Here is a 15,338-nt window from a genome sequence, read left to right on the forward strand (position 1 = left end):
GCGCCCCGGGCGGCGGCCCCCGCGCGCGGGGGGCGCGGCGGGTTCCCGCCCCACCCCCTGGTGGGGGCCGGCGGGGGGGGGGGGCGCGCGGGCGGCGAAAGCCGCCGGGGCCCCCGTTTCGGGTTGACGGGCTCAGTGGTCGGAGTAGTTGAAGTCGCCCACGGTCCAGGCGCTCACGTCGGCGAGGGCGACCCGGTACATCCCGCCCGTCTCGGGGATCCCGGTGCTGCCCTGGAGGATCCGCGCGACGTGGAAGTGGAGGTGGGTCGGTGACCCCGCCGGGTCCGGCCCCCGCTCCGCGCGGGACGGGCCGAAGAGGCCGGCGAAGGGGCCGAGGCGGTCGGAGTCGGCGAGGACCTCGACCACGCGCTGCCGCCAGACGGCCTCGGGAGCGAGCCGACCGGTGATCACGGCGCCACCGGCGACCACGGTCAGTGACATCTGATTGCTTTGCTCCGACTCGACCTTGGCGGCGATGGCAACGAGCAGTTCGTCAGGGTTCGACATGAACCCGGATTCTAGCCGGGGGACCGGCCCGGCCCACCCCCTGGCTGCCACCGGAGCCCGGATAGTGAGAGCCGACGGCGGCGGAGCCGGACAGATGGTGTTCAATTTCCCTCGGGGCCCGGGTGCCGGACGGCGCGAGGGCCCTTCGACGCGTCATCCGCGGTACTCACACGAGGTGAAAGTGACAGCAGAGAACCCAGTCGGCCGTCTCGACGACGACGACTACCCCGCCTACACCATGGGTAGGGCCGCGGAGATGCTCGGCACCACGCCGAACTTCCTCCGCGCGATCGGCGAGGCCCGCCTCATCACGCCGCTGCGTTCCGAGGGCGGACACCGCCGCTACTCGCGCTACCAGCTGCGCATCGCTGCCCGTGCCCGGGAACTCGTGGACGGCGGCATGGCCGTCGACGCCGCCTGCCGCATCATCATCCTCGAGGACCAGCTGGAAGAGGCCCAGCGCATCAACGCCGAATACCGGCGGGCCGCCGGGGGCGGTGGATCCTAGGACGCGGCGACGGGCCCGGGGGCGCCGACGCGCGGGCGTCGGGCGGGCGGCCGGGGGTGGTGGGGTGGCAGAGTGGACGCCATGTGTGGCCGTTATGCCTCGACCCGTGCCCCGGCCGACCTCGCCGGGCTCTTCGAAGCGCGCTGGGACCCCGGTGAGACGCTCGCCCCGAGCTGGAACGTGGCGCCCACCGATCCGGTGTGGGCCGTCCTCGCCCACGCGGACCGGGACAGCGGTGAGGTGGAGCGCCGGCTGCGGGCGATGCGCTGGGGGCTGGTGCCCTCGTGGGCGAAGGACCCCGGCATCGGCTCCCGGATGATCAACGCGCGGATGGAGAGCGTGCACGAGAAGCCGGCGTACCGCACGGCGTTCGCGAAGCGCCGGTGCCTGCTGCCCGCCGACGGGTTCTACGAGTGGCGGTCCGTCCCCGCGAGCGGCCGGGCCAAGGCGTACAAGCAGCCGTACTTCATCGCACCCGAGGACGGTGCGCCGATGGCCATGGCGGGGCTGTACGCGTTCTGGCGCGATCCGGTGACCCGGGACGCCGACGATCCGGCCGCCTGGCTCACCACCTGCACCATCATCACCACCGAGGCCACCGACGAGGCGGGCCGCGTCCACCCCCGCATGCCGCTGGCCCTGCACCCGGACGACTACCGGGCCTGGCTCGACCCCACCCGGCACGGCACCGGCGAACTGCGCTCCCTGCTGCACACCCCGGCCGACGGGAGGCTCGCGGTGCGGGCGGTGTCGACCGAGGTCAACAGTGTCCGCAACAACGGCCCCCACCTCCTGGACCCGCCCCCGGGGACGGACGGGGGCGCCCCCAAGTAGTCTCGGCACGCACGACCCCAAGTCGGCCCAGCGGTAGGGGAGTCGGACGCGCATGACGATCGCCGAAGCGTCCGTGTGGGCCGCCTGGTCGCTGGTGCTCGCCGCCGCCCTGATGAGGCTGCCCGGCGTGCGGACCCCGCGCGGCCCGGCCCTCGACCGGCCGCTGTCGCCGGTCGGGATCGCCCTGCTGAGCGGGGGAGTGCGCGCGGCCGCGCGGACGGCCCTGGTGGAGCTCCACCTGGCCGGCGCGGTGGAGGCGGCCTGGGGCCGCAGGATCCAGCGCGTCGACAGCCGGGCGCCCCGGGGTGGCTCCGCCCTCGCCCGGGCGCAGTACACCGTGCTCTTCGGCCGCACGCACCCGCGCCTCCTCCAGCGCGTCGAGCGGGTGCGGGAGGCCGCCGAGCGGGAGTCGGCCGAGCTGGAGCGGGCCGGGCTCAGACTGTCGCGCCGGCGGGTGGTCGCGGTACGCGCCGTCCTGCTGCCGGTCTTCGCCGCGGCGCCCGTCGGGGCGATCGGCGGCGGGATGAGCGGGCGGTGGCTCGTCCTCGCCCTCCTCGCGGACGGCGCCGCCCTGGTGCTGGGCGCGCTGCCCCGGCGGACCGGCAAGGGCACCCGGCTCCTGGCCCGGTTGCGCCGGGAACACGCCGGAGTCCGGTCGGCGTCCGCGCGGCAGCCGGAGCGGGTCCTGCTCGGCGTCGCGCTGTTCGGCGCCCCGGCACTGCGCGCGCAACTGCCCCGCTTCACCGAGGAGAGCGGCCTGCTGACCCGGCCGCCGAGGGAACCCATGGACCGGGGCGGCGGCTCCGGCGAGGCCTTCGCGTCCTGCGGCGGCTGAGCCGACCACCCGGCCCCCAGGGGGATGGTGTTCCGTCGGGCGGGCGCCGATCCTGGGGGGCATGGACGAGACGGGAAACAGGACGTACCGGTGGCGGATGGCCACGCGGCCCCTGCTCCGGGAGCCCGGTGCCGTCACCATCGGCGTGCTGCTCCCGCTCGCCGCCGCGTGTGCCTTCCTCCTCCCTGGGCTGGGCCTGCTGCTCGGGCTCTGGGTCCTCGCCCTGGCCGCGACGGCCGGGAGGCGCTGGCTGCGGGTGTGGCGGTCGGTCGTCGAGGTGCGGGCGGAGCCGGGAGGAGGCGGACGGCTGGTCCTGACGCAGCGGTACGGCCGCACCCGCACGTACCCGCTCGACGCGCTCACCGCGCTGCGCCCGGTGCAGGTCGGGCTCGTCAGCCGGGTCCTGGTGGAGCCGGGCGAGGACGACGAGCGGACCGAGAGCGACGAGATTGAGCTGCTGCTGGAGCTGGGGACGAGGGTCCACGGCACCTACCGGGCACCGCACCTGACCACGGCCGCCGTCCGGCCGCTGGTGGAGGCGCTGTGCCGGGCGTGCCCGCGGGCCGTCGTGGCCCCGACCGAGTACCGCATGAGGCACGCCGTCGACGTCGAGCGGGGCATGTCGCCCGGCTGAGGCCCGGCCGGCGCCGGTGCGGGCCGCCCGCGCGGGCGTCGTACGCGGCGAAGAGGGCCCCGGTACGCACCGGGGCCCTCTTCGTGGTGCGGGGCCGTCCCGTCTGCACCCCCGTGTCAGGCGAGACGGCCCCGGTTCTGGGGGCCCCGTCAGGCGCTGAGCGCCGGGGGCCGGGGCGGTGCGGGCAGCAGCCGCGCGAGCAGCTTCGCCACCGCGATCACGGTCCGGTCCGCCAGGTAGGGGCCGATGACCTGGACCGCCAGGGGCAGTCCGGCCGCGGTGGTGCCCGCGGGCAGGACGAGGGCGGGCAGTCCCACCGGTCCGGCGAGGTTGACCCAGCTCGTCTGGTCGAAGTACGGCCGCTTCACGCCGTCCACCGTGATGGACCGCTGGGGCACGGGCACCGCGCTCTGGTCGGGGACCGCGGCCGTCGGGGCGGCCGGGGTGATCAGGACGTCGTGCCGGGTGAAGTACTCGGCCCACGCGCCCCGCAGCTGCTGGCGGGCCTCGTCGGCCACGCACCACTCCCGGTGCCGCATGGTCCGCGCGTGCAGGAACAGGCCCGCCGGATCACCGGCCGGGATCTGCTGCGCGGCCTCGACCTCGGCGGCGTAGGCCTCGTCCGTCGCACTGGCGGCGGAGGTCGCGTACAGCAGCCGCTGGAACAGCCGGTCGCTCGCGGCGAAGTCCACCGGCCGTGCCGTGTCGTCCACCCGGGCGCCGGAGGCGCGGACCAGGTCCGCCACCCGGCCGAGCAGCGCGCGGGTGTCGGCGTCCACCCGGCAGTACGCGTCATCGGCCCAGATGCCGACGCGGTACTGGCCGAGCCGGGTCTTCGACGGCGCGGGGAGGTCGATCTTCCAGGCGGCGCCGTCGGCCGGGGCCGGTGCGGCGAGCACGTCCAGCAGCAGGTCGAGGTCCTCGGGCGTACGGGCGACCGGGCCCAGCGTGAGCATGTCGCTGCTGGTGGCCCAGTCCGGGGGGCGCGGGATGTGGCCGCGGGTCGGCACCACCGGGCTCGCGCCGCGGGAGGTGCGCAGCGCGTAGACCCCGCAGTAGGCGGCGGGCAGGCGCAGCGAGCCGGCCAGGTCCGAACCGACGTCGAGCGCGCTCAGCCCCGCGGCGACGGCCGCGGCCGGGCCGCCGGAGGAGCCGCCCGCCGTGCGGTCGGAGGCGAAGGGGTTCCTCGTCGTACCGAAGAGGGGGTTGGAGGTCTGGATGTCCTGGCACAGGACGGGCACGTTGGTCTTGCCGTAGACGACGGCCCCGGCGGCGCGCAGGAGCGCCACCGCGTCGGCGTCCCGGGCGGGCACGTGGTCGGCGAGGTCGGGCGATCCGCACGTGGTGCGCAGGCCCGCCGTCTCCAGGGCGTCCTTGACCGTCATGGGCAGGCCGTGCAGGGCGCCGAGGGTCTTGCCGGTCCGCGCGAGGTGCCGGTCGGCCCGGTCGGCGGCGGCGCGTGCGGCGTCGGCGTCGATCGTGACCACCGCGGTGAGCTCGGGGTTCACCTTGGCGTGGTGGTCCAGGTACTCCTGGAGCAGCGCGCGGCTGGTGACCTCGCCCCGGCGCAGCGCGGCGAGCTGCTCGTGGGCGGGGGCCCGGTGCAGCGGGGTGCGCCGGGGCGCGGCGGCGGTGCGCGCGCGGGCGTCGGCCGACGAGGTCATCGCGGTCGCCGCGGCGACGACCGCCGAGGCGATGAGCAGGGTGCGGCGGAACATCACGTGCGGGCTCCTGACGGGGCGCTGTGCGGTGAGGCGGGGTAGGGGGCGTCCGGTCGCGGCGGGGTGAAGTAGGAGGCGACGCGCTCCAGGTGCAGCAGTTCGTCTTCCGGGGTGGTGAGGGGGAGTTCGGCGTCCGCGTAGTCGGCCGGGGCGTCGACCGGCTCGCCCGCGCGGTGCCGGGCGAGCGCCGCGCGTATCTGGTCGGCGGTGACGGCCGCGGCCAGCTCGGCGCCGGTCAGTCCTTCCGCGCCGCGCCGGGTCTGCGACGCGGTCCGGACGGCCGGGTCCAGGTAGCGGCGCAGCAGCGTCTGGCCGCCGCGGATCTCCACCCGCCGCCGCAGCAGCGGGAATTCGGCGCTGCGGCCGCGCAGCAGGTCGTCGCGCTGGCGGGCCGGGCGGCGCAGGGCGATGCCCGGGTCCGCCCGGTCCATGGCGGCCCACAGTGGACGCAGCCGCCGGTAGCGCAGGTGCGCCGTGCACCAGGCGCGCACCGCCCGGCTCCGGGTGGCCAGCGTGGGCAGGAAGTAACCGACCTGGGTGAGGGCGGCGCCGATGTCACCGCACAGCCAGGCGTACGGGTCCAGACCGCGCACGCTGAAGCCGAAGACGGCGCCGAGGACGGCCCCGATCCGGATGGCGCTGTACCCCAGGGTGATGACGGCCCCGACGCTGATCAGCCGCAGACCGCGGGCGATCGACGGCCGGGAGGCGGTGCGCGCGTACTTCCAGCAGGACCGGGCGAGGTAGACCTCGGCGACGGTGTAGGTCGCGATGTAGAGGGTCAGGTACGCCTGGAAGAACGGGTCGTGGGCGTAGTAGAGCGAGAAGTCGGTGGGGCGCTGCGTCGCGGGCGTCAGGAAGACGAACAGGACACCCATGGCGAGGATCACGGCGGCGGCCGCCGTGAGCAGCAGGCGGCCGCGGCGCCGGGCCTCCGCGAGCGGCTTCGACCAGTGCGCCAGGACCGTGGCCTGGAGCGCGAAGACCAGGACCACGCAGCTCTGGGCGAGCGGTACGGCGATGTTGGTGACGCCCAGCGTGCTGTCGATGCGCACCCACACCCAGGTGAGCGAGATGGCGTAGCTGAGGGCGGAGAAGCCGTAGGTGAACGCCAGGGCGACCAGCGCGGGATCGCGGCGGCTCTTGCCGAGGTCGCGCAGGAGGAAGAGGAATCCCGCCCCGGCGATCAGCAGGCACGAAGGGTGCAGTATGTCTTTCACGGGCTCGTATCCGGTCAGCGCAGCAGCGTACGGGTGATGGGGTCGGTGTCCACGGGGCCGCGGCGGGGCGTGCTCACGTGCTCCTGCAGCAGCGAGCCGAGCATCTCGGCCTCGAACTCTTCCGGGTTGTCGTAGCGGGTCCGGCCGAGCACCAGCTGGACCGTGCCCGGGTCGATGTCGGTGATCAGGCCGCCCAGGGTGCCGGTGGAGAACGACGCCTTGCCGCGGTGCTGTCTGAGCATGTGCGCGAACTCGTGGGCGACGATGATCTCGGCGTGCGGCTTGCTGATGCCGGTGTCGTAGAAGACGTAGTCCGTGGACTCGGTGGCGAGCCAGAGCCCGCACGGGGCGGAGGCGTCGAGGGCGTCCGGGTCGGCGGCGTCCGGGGTGAAGGGCATGAGCCGGATCGAGCGGTCCAGCCGCTCCTCCATGAAGGGCACCAGGTCCAGCACGCTGTCGACGGGCGGCAGCCGCAGCCCGTCGAGGAACGCCCGGCTGCGGCGCTCGACCTCGACGGCGCCCGGGGCTCCGAGGTCGGGTCGGCGGTCACGACGGCGTCGCCACATGCGGCTTCCTCTCGGTGTCGTCGGCGGGCGGGCGGGGATGCGGGTGCGGATCGCGCCACGCGTCGGTCGGGTACGGGCTCCGGTCACGGCCGGTCCTTCGCGCCGGGCGGGGGCAGGCCCTCCTGCTCCCGTACGACCTCGATCGCTTCCAGGACCTTGCCCAGGCTCTTCGCGGAGAGGCCGATCGACCGCAGCGCGATCTCCTTCACGCCCGCTTCGCTGAGCTTGCGCAGGAGCTCGAACTGGTCGGTGACCTTCCGGGTGACCTCGTCCTCGACGAAGTAGCCCGCTTCCACCCCGAAGAACCGGGCGAAGAGCGGGACGAGGGTGATCGTCGGCGTCCGTTCGCCCTTGCGCAGCATGCCGACGTAGGCACCGGTACAGCTCTCCTTGCCGTACGCCGAGATGGTCCGGGCCACGTGGGCGTTGCTGAACTCCTTCGCACCGGGGGGACGTACGCGGTCGAAGAGGTAGTTCAGGCGGTCGCTGAACGGCGCCCCCGGACCCGGAACGGGTGCGGGGGACCGCTGCGAGGTTCCGGTGTCCGGACTCTCGTCTGCTGGGTCCACGGTGCGCTGCTTCCTCTCGACCGGCCTAAACTATAGTTGAAGCCGTGGAGAGCGGAAGCCCTGATCCGCTTCAGGCGGCGCGGCGTGAGGGATCAAGCCAACAGGTGTCCGAAAGTGACGCGTTGGCGGCCCGCTGCGGCCTGCGGCGGCGCGTTCGGCGGTCCGTCGGCGCGGCGGTGGGAGGCCGGACGGGCACCCGCCGGAGCGGTTCGGCCGCCGGTTCCCGGGGCCGGGCACGACGAGAGCCCGGATACCGACGGGGGTGCGGTATCCGGGCTCTCGCGACCAGCTTAGTCGGGCCGGAGCGGATATCTCCATCCGACCCCGCGAAGGACGGGAAATGACCGTCCGCGAGCGGGCGTTGTGGGGTGCGCCGGATCAGTGCGGCAGGCGTGCGCCGCAGCGCGAGCAGTACAGGGCGCCGCGTTCGGCGGCGACGCGGCCGCAGTCCTCGCAGACCAGATCCAGCAGACAGGGCGCTTCTCCGCCTTCGTCCCCGGCCGTGCTGACCGTGCCGGCCGCGCTGTCCGAGCTGTCCGCGCCGCCCGTTCCCGCCGTGCCCGGCGCGGCGGTGATGGCGAGGCCGGGGCGCCGCACGTGCGCGGTGACGTAGAGCATCCCCGCCGGCCCCGCGCCGAGGGAGCGCCGCGCGTGCCGGGGGAGCCACAGCACCGACCGGGCGCCCACCGCGCTGCGGCCGTCCGGCGTGTCGAGGACGCCGCCGCCCTCCAGGACGATCAGCAGGACGTCGAGGACCGGGTCGGTGTGGTCCGCGATGACGGCGCCGGGCCGGAGCCGGACGAGGTTGGCGTCCAGGCCGCGGGGGTTTTCGGCCAGCCGCCACAGCACTCCGGCCGTCTCCGGATCCGCTGCCGCGAGCACCGCTTCCAGATCGGCCAGCACGCGCGCGCCGCCACCCGGCGGGGGCGCGGGGCTCGGTGTCGGCGGCCCCGCGGGACGCGGCGTCGAAGGGGGTGTCGGCGGCGGCGTCGGCATCGCCATGGCGGTCTGTCTCCCGGTGGGTCGGAAACGGGGTCCGAGGCAGTCATACACCCTCCGCGCCGCTCCGTGACGCCCGCCGGTTAGAGTCGTGGGCGGATGGCGCGCGCCCCGACCGGGGATCGTGCCAGGTCACAGCAGCTGTCGATCACAGGGCTCGCCTCGCGCGGCACAGACCGTTTCCATCCTGCGCCCGCCCTTCCCGGCATGCCGGCCGTCGTTTCCCGGAGATCGTTTCAGATGCGTGCCGACGCCCCCGCCACCGTGCCCCACCCGCACGCCCAGCAGCACCCGCACCCGCACCTCTATGTCCACCCGGTGCGGCCGGCGCCCCCGGCGCGGCCCGGGCCGCTCGCGGCGCTCCACACCATCAGTGCCGCGACCGCCGTCCTGCTCGGCCTGGTCGCCATCGGCGCGATGATCCACGAACCGGTGCTGATACCGCCGCTGGCCGCCAGCGCCGCCCTCGTGCACAGCGTCCCCACCCTGCCCCTGGCCCAGCCGCGAGGGGTGGTCGTGGGCCACTTCCTGGGGGCGGTGACGGGCTACGGCGTGCTCGCCGCGGCCGGCAGCAGCGGCTGGGCGGCGGCCGTGGCGGCCGGGATCACGCTCGCGGTGCTGATGCTGGCCCGGACCCCGCACTCGCCGGCCGTCGCCACCTCGGTCATCGTCGTGCTCCAGACCCCCGAGCCCTCCCGTTTCGTGCCCCTGCTGCTGAGGGCGACGCTGCTCCTGGTGGGCGCGGGGTACGCCGCTTCACGGGTGCGGCCGAAAGCGCCGAGGTACCCCGCCTACTGGTGGTAGGCGGGGCACGCGCGGCGCGGAGGGGTCAGCCTTCGATGCGGTGCTGCGTCCAGAAGGAGGTCAGGTCCGTGGTCGTGACGGCCTGGGCGGCCGCCTTGAACTCGGCCGTGGTGGAGACGCCGTACCAGTGCGACGCGGCGTAGTCCTTGAGCAGCTTGGCCATGACCGCGTCGCCCAGGACGCGGCGCAGGTCGTGCAGGGCGCACTTGCCGTAGCCGTAGACGACGGTGGAGTAGCGGGACGAGTGGGCGTCCCAGTAGGCCATCGAGTTGGTGATCTTCTCGGCCGTACCGGACCACGAGACGCTGTTCCAGCAGCTCGCGCCGGTCTTGTTCTGCGCCAGGTCGGTCGCGTAGTCGGTGAAGGACTCGTCGAGCCAGGGGCTGGTGTACTCGTCGTCGCCGACGATGCCGTACCACCACTGGTGGGCGATCTCGTGGGTCAGCGCGGTGGTGCTGACCAGGTCGAGGACGAAGCCGGGGTACTCCATGCCGCCGAACCAGTAGTTGTTGTCGATCACGGCGTCCAGTTCGCCGTAGGGGTAGGCGCCGAAGCGGGCGGAGTGGGCGTCGACGGCGGACTTGGCCGTGGTGAGCATCGACTGCGCGTCGGAGGAGGTGATGCCCGAGACGGAGTAGACGTTGACCGGGGTACCGGCCGCCGAGGTGCCCGAGATCTTGCTGAACGGGCCGGCCGCCCAGGCGAACTCGCGGACCTTGGTGGCGGTGGCCGTGGTGACGGTCCGGCCGCTGGTTCCGGGCGTGTCGACGGAGGCGCCGGTGGCCGGTACGAGCAGGCCGCTCGGGTGGTCGAGGGTCACGCGGAAGTCGGAGGCCAGCGCGTAGAAGGACTCGCCGTTGTTGGTGTACGGGTCCAGGTGCCAGCCCGCGCCGTCCTTGACCGCGAGCACCGGCAGCGCGTTGCCGACCATGCTGAACGCGCCGTCGTAGCCGAACCGGTCGGCGCCGCTGGGGACGGTGATGCCGAGGTCGAAGCCGATGGTGGCGCTCTGGCCCTGGGCCAGCGGCGTCGGCAGGGTGATCTGCAGGGCCGTGCAGCCGACCGAGAGGGCGCCCGCGGTGCCGCCGGTGACGTTGGTGACCGAGATCGGCATGGCGGAGCAGGTGCCGTGGTAGTTGTCCCACAGCCTCAGGTACACCTCGCCGAGCGCGGTGGCCGAGGCGTTGGTGAAGGTCGCGCTCTCGTGCCCGGTCCAGCCGGTGCCGCTCGTGTTGCTGGTGAGGTTGACGGTGTAGGACGGCGCGGAGGGCGTACGGGTGGAGTCCCCGGGCGGGGTCGTGCCGCCGGAGGTGTTCAGGGCGACGTCGTCGACGACGAAGCTGGTCTGGAGGCTGGAGTCCTCGGTGCCGGTGAAGGCGAGGCTCACGGTCTGGCCCGCGAACGCCGACACGTCCAGCGACTTCTGCACGTAGCCGGTGTTCTTGTCGAGGTTCGAGTACGTCGCCAGCGTGGTGCTGCCGATCTTCGCCGTCAGCTTGTCGTACTTCGTGGACGTGGTCGTCTCTGCCGTGTCGATGTGCAGCCAGAAGGTCAGGGTGGCGGTGGAGCAGCCGGACGGGATCGTCACGCTCTGGGAGAGCGTGTCGGTGTGCGTGCTGCCGACGCCGTCGAGCCAGGCGAACCGGGTGCCGCCGTGGGCGTTTTCACCGGTCCGGTTGGTGATGATGCCGGTCTGAGACTGGGTCCAGGGCGAGGTGCCGCTCTCGAAGTCGCCGTTGGCGACGGCCTGGGACGGGGTGCAGGCGGCGGCCGCGGGGGCCGTGCGCGGGGCGGCGGCCGCCGGTACGCCGGAGAGCGTGGCGGCGGTGAGCGCCGCGACGGCGAGGGCCGTGGCCGCGAGGGTCTTGTGGGGGGTCGTTCTCACGCGGAACTCCTTTTGAGACGGCCGGGTTGACGGCCTGCTCGGTGGCCGCCCGGGCCGGCTTGGGTGGGCCGGTGGGCAGCCGCGGGCTGCGCGCATCGCTCGCGCGATCGCTGGGGTGAGAGGTGTGGCGCGTCCCCCTGGGTCAGGGATGCAGCGGGAAGCCTGGCAGATGTGACCGGGACATGCCATCAGCGGCAGGTAAAGGTGTTCCCCGCATATCCCCCGGCCGCTCCCCGCAGCCCGGCGCGAAGTCCCTTTCCCGGTACCGGCGTTGCCCGCTCCCGCGCTCAGGACGCGGCCCCGCCGCGGCCCGTGGTCCCGGACGAACGCCGCCGGCACCTCGACCGAGGCCCGGACACGCGGGGACGCGTATCCAATGGCGCACCCGGGTTGCGGGGGGTCGTGGGGGCTGGTGGGTTGTCAGGGTGACCGCGCGGCCGACCGGGGCCGCCGCGGCCGAGCCGAGCGGAGACACGTCGTGGCCAAGGCCTATCTGGTGGGTGCGGGCATCGCTTCCCTGTCCGCGGCGGCGCTGCTGATCAGGGAGGGCGGGTTCGCGGGGGAGGACATCACGGTCCTGGAGGCCCAGGACCGTACGGGCGGCAGCCTCGACGCGGCGGGCGACCCGGAGACCGGATACACCATGCGCGGCGGGCGGATGTTCGAGCTGCACTTCGATTGCACCTACGACCTGCTGCGCTCCATCCCCTCCCTCGACGCGCCGGGCACCTCGGTCACCGACGACACCTTCGCCTTCCACGAGGACTTCGCGTGGAACGACAAGGCCCGCCTGGTCGACGCTTCCGGGCGCCCGGTGGACACCCGCTCCATGGGGTTCTCCGAACGCGACCGCCTGGACCTCGTGACCTGCGTCGCCACCCCCGAGTCGCGCCTCGACGGCAAGCGCATCTCGGACTGCGTCGCCCCGGAGTTCTTCACGACCAACTTCTGGTACATGTGGTGCACGACCTTCGCCTTCGAGCCGTGGCACTCGGCCATCGAGTTCCGGCGCTACCTCAACCGGTTCGTGCACCTCTTCAAGACCTTCGACACGATGTCGGGCATCTACCGCACCCGCTTCAACCAGTACGACTCGATCGTGCGCCCGCTCCAGGCATGGCTGCGCAGCGAGGGGGTCCGGTTCACCCTGGACACCACGGTCACCGACGTCGAACTGGCCGACGGGGACGGCATCACCGCGACCGCCCTCCTCCTCAGCCGGGCCGGCGGCGCGCCGGAACGCATCCCCCTCGCGCCGGAGGACCTCGTCTTCGTCACCAACGGCTCGATGACCGCCAACTCCACCCTCGGCACCACCGACACCCCCGCCGTACTCGACACCTCCGCGCCGGACGCCTCGTGGCAGCTGTGGCAGACCCTCGCGGCCAAACGCCCGGGCCTGGGCGACCCCTCCGTCTTCGACTCCTGCGTCACCGACTCGACGTGGGGCTCCTTCACCGTGACCACCCAGGACCCCACCTTCTTCAAGGCCATGGAGGAGTTCTCCGGCAGCGAGGCCGGCAAGGGCGGCCTGATCACCTTCAAGGACTCCGGCTGGCTGCTGACCATCGTCCTCAACCACCAGCCGCACTTCCACGAGCAGCCGGACGGCACCTTCGTCTGGTGGGGCTACGCCCTCTTCCCGGACCGCGAGGGCGACCACGTCGGCAAGACGATGGCCCAGTGCACGGGGCGCGAGATCCTCACCGAAGTCCTCGGCCACCTGCGCCTCGCGGAGAGCGGGCGGATCCTCGAATCGTCGGTCGTGCGGCCCGCGCTGATGCCCTACATCACCAGCCAGTTCCTGGTCCGCAAGGCCGGTGACCGCCCGAGGGTGGTCCCGGAAGGCTCCACCAACCTGGCCTTCATCGGCCAGTACGCCGAGGTCCCCGACGACGTGGTCTTCACCGTCGAGTACTCGGTGCGCACCGCCTGGACCGCGGTCGCGGAACTGCTGCACCTGGACCGGCGCCCGCCGCCGGTGTACAAGGGCGGGCACGACCCGAAGGTGCTGCTGGAAGCGCTCCACACCATGCACCGCCGCTGAGCGCGGGGTGCGCGGGTTGCTCCGGGTGCGCGCGGGGCCGAGGCCCGGCCCCCGTCGCGCCCCGTCACTCCATCGGTGTGCCCGCCTCGCGCGTCCCCCTCCGATCGGCCAGGGTGATGATCATCGGCCCCCGGCCCGCCTCCCCGGCGTCGCCCCGCCGTGCACCCACTTCCCAGCCGGAGGACACCTTGCAGAGCCCGCCCTCCCCGCTCCACCCCACCCGCCGCACCGTCGTACGGGCCGGAGCCGGCGCCGCGGCCGTGCTCGCGGTGGGCGCCTGCCCCGCCACGGCCGCCGCCGCGCACCCGGTGACGGCCGGGGCGGCGCCCGGCACCCCGGCCGCCGTCCGGGCCGCGGCGCAGGCCCTGCCCCTGCGGGCCGACGCCACCACCCAGGGCGACGTGCTCGCGGGCTTCCGCAAGGACCACGTCTGCCTGCTCCTCGTGCACTTCCACGAGCCCGAGAAGGGCCGCGGCTGGCTCGGCAGGCTGCTGCCCGAACTGTCCACGACGGACAAGGTCACCCGGTTCAACGGCGACTTCAGCGCCGCGCGGCGCCTGCGCAACGGCGTGGACCCCTCGATGTCCGTCCTGTGGACCGGCGTGAGCCTCACCCACACCGGCCTCGGCGTCCTCGCGGACAAGGACCCCTTCCCCGCCGTCCCGGCGGGCAGCACCGCCGAGGCCTTCCGCGACGGCGCCGCGGCCCGCGCCGAGCAGCTGGGGGACACCGGGGACAGCGCCCCCGAAGGGTGGCTCTTCGGGGCCGGCGGCGAGGACGTCCACGCGGTCCTCACGCTCGCCGCCGACGACCCCGCGAGCCTGGCCGCGGCGGTGGAGCGCCACCGGCGCGACCTGGACGGCGCCGGAGCCGAGGTCCTCTTCCGCCAGGACGGCGCCACCCTCCCCGGCGCCCTGCGCGGACACGAGCACTTCGGCTTCCTCGACGCGATCAGCCAGCCCGGCGTCCGCGGCTTCGACGCGGCCGACCCCGCGAACGCCGCGGCCGTACGGGGCAGGCCCGGCGCCCGCCTGATCCCGGCCGGTGAGTTCCTGGTCGGCCACGAGCGCGTCGGCGGACGCCCCGCCGCGCTGCCCGCCTGGGCCACCGGGGGCTCGTTCCACGTCGTGCGGCGCCTCGCCCAGGACGTGCCCGGGTGGTGGGAGCAGGCGGGGGAGTGCCTGGCCGAGCTGAAGAAGTCCGGCGCGGCGCCCGCCGACGCCGACGCGTCCTGGCTCGCCGCCCGGCTGGTGGGCCGGTGGCCCGGCGGCGCACCGGTCGCCAGCTGCCCCGCCGCCGAACGCGTCCCGCTGCCGGGCGAGGACATCGACGGCACGCTCGACTTCCACGACGACCCGCAGGGCTGGACCACGCCGCTGTTCTCGCACATCCGCAAGAGCAACCCCCGCGCCGGGCTCACCCCCGCTCCCGGGCGGCCGCCGCTGCCCGCCGCCGACCTGGACAACCGCCGCATCATCCGGCGCGGCATCCCCTTCGGACCGCCCCACCCCGCCGCCGGGCACGGCGTTGCGCAGGGCTCCGGCGCGCGGGCCGCCCCCGGCGGGGACGCCGCGCGCGGGCTGCTCTTCATCAGCCACCAGGCCGACCTCGTCGAGCAGTTCGAGTTCATCGCCAAGCGCTGGATCAACAACGCCGACTTCCCGCCCGGCCGCCATCCGCTCCCCGGCGCGGACCCGGTCATCGGCGCCGGCTCCGCCGCGACCTTCGAATCCCCCTCGGCGTCCGGGACCGGCAGCCGTGCGACCACCCTCGCCTTCCGCCGGCACGTCCGGACCGAGGGCACGGTCTACGCCTTCACCCCTTCCCTCCCGGCCCTGCGGGCCCTGGCCGAGGGCCGGCTCGACAACGCCATCGAGGTCCACCCCGGCACCGTGCTGCGCCCGGGCGACGTCCTGGACGCGGGGGCGGTCCGGCTGGGCCTGGAGAGCGACGGCGACCTGGTCCTGCGGGACCGCGACGGCCGGGCCGTGTGGAAGGCGGGCACCTCCGGGGCGGGCGCCGAAGCGCGCTTCTCCGCCGACGGGGAGCTGAGCGTCCGTACCCTCGCCGGGGCGGTGAGCTGGTCCTCGCGGACCACCGGCCACCCCGGGGCCCGGCTGCTGGTCCGCCCCTCGGGCGACGCGGTCGTCCTCCAGGGCGACAAGACCCTCTGGCGGGCCGCCGCCGAGACCACGGCGCACTGACACCG

General features: G+C 74.4%; 14 protein-coding genes. 7 read left to right on the forward strand and 7 right to left on the reverse strand.

Annotated elements, in window-relative coordinates; translation table 11 throughout:
• Positions 1-132 precede the first annotated feature (132 nt).
• Positions 133-507, reverse strand: a complete 375-nt coding sequence (locus ABZY31_RS28635; RefSeq protein ID WP_356415909.1) for a hypothetical protein — start codon at positions 505-507, stop codon at positions 133-135.
• Between the two features lie 181 nt (positions 508-688).
• Here ABZY31_RS28635 and ABZY31_RS28640 point away from each other — a divergent pair, with 181 nt between their 5' ends.
• The 4 genes from ABZY31_RS28640 to ABZY31_RS28655 all read left to right on the forward strand — a co-directional run bounded on the left by ABZY31_RS28640 (position 689) and on the right by ABZY31_RS28655 (position 3,318).
• Positions 689-1,015, forward strand: coding sequence for a MerR family transcriptional regulator (locus tag ABZY31_RS28640; RefSeq protein WP_356415911.1), 327 nt, complete (start codon positions 689-691; stop codon positions 1,013-1,015).
• A gap of 81 nt (positions 1,016-1,096) precedes the next feature.
• Positions 1,097-1,849 (forward strand): SOS response-associated peptidase, encoded by a 753-nt coding sequence (locus ABZY31_RS28645; RefSeq protein WP_356415914.1) that lies wholly within the window; start codon positions 1,097-1,099, stop codon positions 1,847-1,849.
• A gap of 52 nt (positions 1,850-1,901) precedes the next feature.
• Positions 1,902-2,684, forward strand: a complete 783-nt coding sequence (locus tag ABZY31_RS28650) for a TIGR04222 domain-containing membrane protein (protein ID WP_356415917.1) — start codon at positions 1,902-1,904, stop codon at positions 2,682-2,684.
• Positions 2,685-2,745: 61 nt separating this feature from the next.
• Entirely contained in the window at positions 2,746-3,318 is a 573-nt protein-coding gene (locus ABZY31_RS28655; RefSeq protein WP_356415920.1) for a hypothetical protein, read from the forward strand.
• Positions 3,319-3,467: 149 nt separating this feature from the next.
• Here the strand turns inward: ABZY31_RS28655 and ABZY31_RS28660 are convergent, their stop codons facing one another.
• From ABZY31_RS28660 to ABZY31_RS28680, 5 genes are all read right to left on the reverse strand, one after another.
• Positions 3,468-5,036 (reverse strand): amidase family protein, encoded by a 1,569-nt coding sequence (locus ABZY31_RS28660; protein ID WP_356415923.1) that lies wholly within the window; start codon positions 5,034-5,036, stop codon positions 3,468-3,470.
• A complete protein-coding gene (locus ABZY31_RS28665) occupies positions 5,036-6,259 on the reverse strand; it encodes an MAB_1171c family putative transporter (RefSeq protein WP_356415926.1) in 1,224 nt (407 codons plus the stop codon). Before ABZY31_RS28665 ends, ABZY31_RS28660 begins: the two co-directional genes overlap by 1 nt.
• 14 nt (positions 6,260-6,273) lie before the next feature.
• Positions 6,274-6,825, reverse strand: a complete 552-nt coding sequence (locus ABZY31_RS28670) for a hypothetical protein (protein ID WP_356415929.1) — start codon at positions 6,823-6,825, stop codon at positions 6,274-6,276.
• 83 nt (positions 6,826-6,908) lie between these two features.
• Positions 6,909-7,394, reverse strand: a complete 486-nt coding sequence (locus ABZY31_RS28675; RefSeq protein ID WP_356415932.1) for a hypothetical protein — start codon at positions 7,392-7,394, stop codon at positions 6,909-6,911.
• Between the two features lie 378 nt (positions 7,395-7,772).
• Positions 7,773-8,297 carry a hypothetical protein gene (locus tag ABZY31_RS28680; RefSeq protein ID WP_356415935.1) on the reverse strand — a complete coding sequence of 175 codons (525 nt, stop codon included), beginning with the start codon at positions 8,295-8,297 and terminating at the stop codon, positions 7,773-7,775.
• A gap of 336 nt (positions 8,298-8,633) precedes the next feature.
• Here ABZY31_RS28680 and ABZY31_RS28685 point away from each other — a divergent pair, with 336 nt between their 5' ends.
• The gene (locus ABZY31_RS28685) at positions 8,634-9,197 is read left to right on the forward strand and encodes an HPP family protein (protein ID WP_356415938.1); all 564 of its coding nucleotides are present in this window, start codon (positions 8,634-8,636) and stop codon (positions 9,195-9,197) included.
• Between the two features lie 25 nt (positions 9,198-9,222).
• Here the strand turns inward: ABZY31_RS28685 and ABZY31_RS28690 are convergent, their stop codons facing one another.
• Positions 9,223-11,082: a M1 family aminopeptidase gene (locus tag ABZY31_RS28690; protein WP_356415941.1), complete on the reverse strand. Its 1,860-nt coding sequence runs from the start codon at positions 11,080-11,082 to the stop codon at positions 9,223-9,225.
• 478 nt (positions 11,083-11,560) lie between these two features.
• Between ABZY31_RS28690 and ABZY31_RS28695 the strand changes: the two genes are divergently transcribed.
• Positions 11,561-13,129 (forward strand): oleate hydratase, encoded by a 1,569-nt coding sequence (locus tag ABZY31_RS28695; protein ID WP_356415944.1) that lies wholly within the window; start codon positions 11,561-11,563, stop codon positions 13,127-13,129.
• 188 nt (positions 13,130-13,317) lie between these two features.
• Positions 13,318-15,333, forward strand: coding sequence for a peroxidase (locus tag ABZY31_RS28700; protein WP_356415947.1), 2,016 nt, complete (start codon positions 13,318-13,320; stop codon positions 15,331-15,333).
• The last annotated feature ends 5 nt before the right edge of the window (positions 15,334-15,338 follow it).

Source organism: Streptomyces sp. NPDC006529 (genome assembly GCF_040611795.1).
Lineage (GTDB): Bacteria > Actinomycetota > Actinomycetes > Streptomycetales > Streptomycetaceae > Streptomyces.

What these genes read in the sequence shown, in the direction of transcription:
- ABZY31_RS28635 (WP_356415909.1), bottom strand. Translation starts at nt 507, where the DNA reads ATGTCGAACCCTGACGAACTGCTCGTTGCCATCGCCGCCAAGGTCGAG.
- ABZY31_RS28645 (WP_356415914.1), top strand. Translation starts at nt 1,097, where the DNA reads ATGTGTGGCCGTTATGCCTCGACCCGTGCCCCGGCCGACCTCGCCGGG.
- ABZY31_RS28650 (WP_356415917.1), top strand. Translation starts at nt 1,902, where the DNA reads ATGACGATCGCCGAAGCGTCCGTGTGGGCCGCCTGGTCGCTGGTGCTC.
- ABZY31_RS28655 (WP_356415920.1), top strand. Translation starts at nt 2,746, where the DNA reads ATGGACGAGACGGGAAACAGGACGTACCGGTGGCGGATGGCCACGCGG.
- ABZY31_RS28660 (WP_356415923.1), bottom strand. Translation starts at nt 5,036, where the DNA reads ATGTTCCGCCGCACCCTGCTCATCGCCTCGGCGGTCGTCGCCGCGGCG.
- ABZY31_RS28670 (WP_356415929.1), bottom strand. Translation starts at nt 6,825, where the DNA reads ATGTGGCGACGCCGTCGTGACCGCCGACCCGACCTCGGAGCCCCGGGC.
- ABZY31_RS28685 (WP_356415938.1), top strand. Translation starts at nt 8,634, where the DNA reads ATGCGTGCCGACGCCCCCGCCACCGTGCCCCACCCGCACGCCCAGCAG.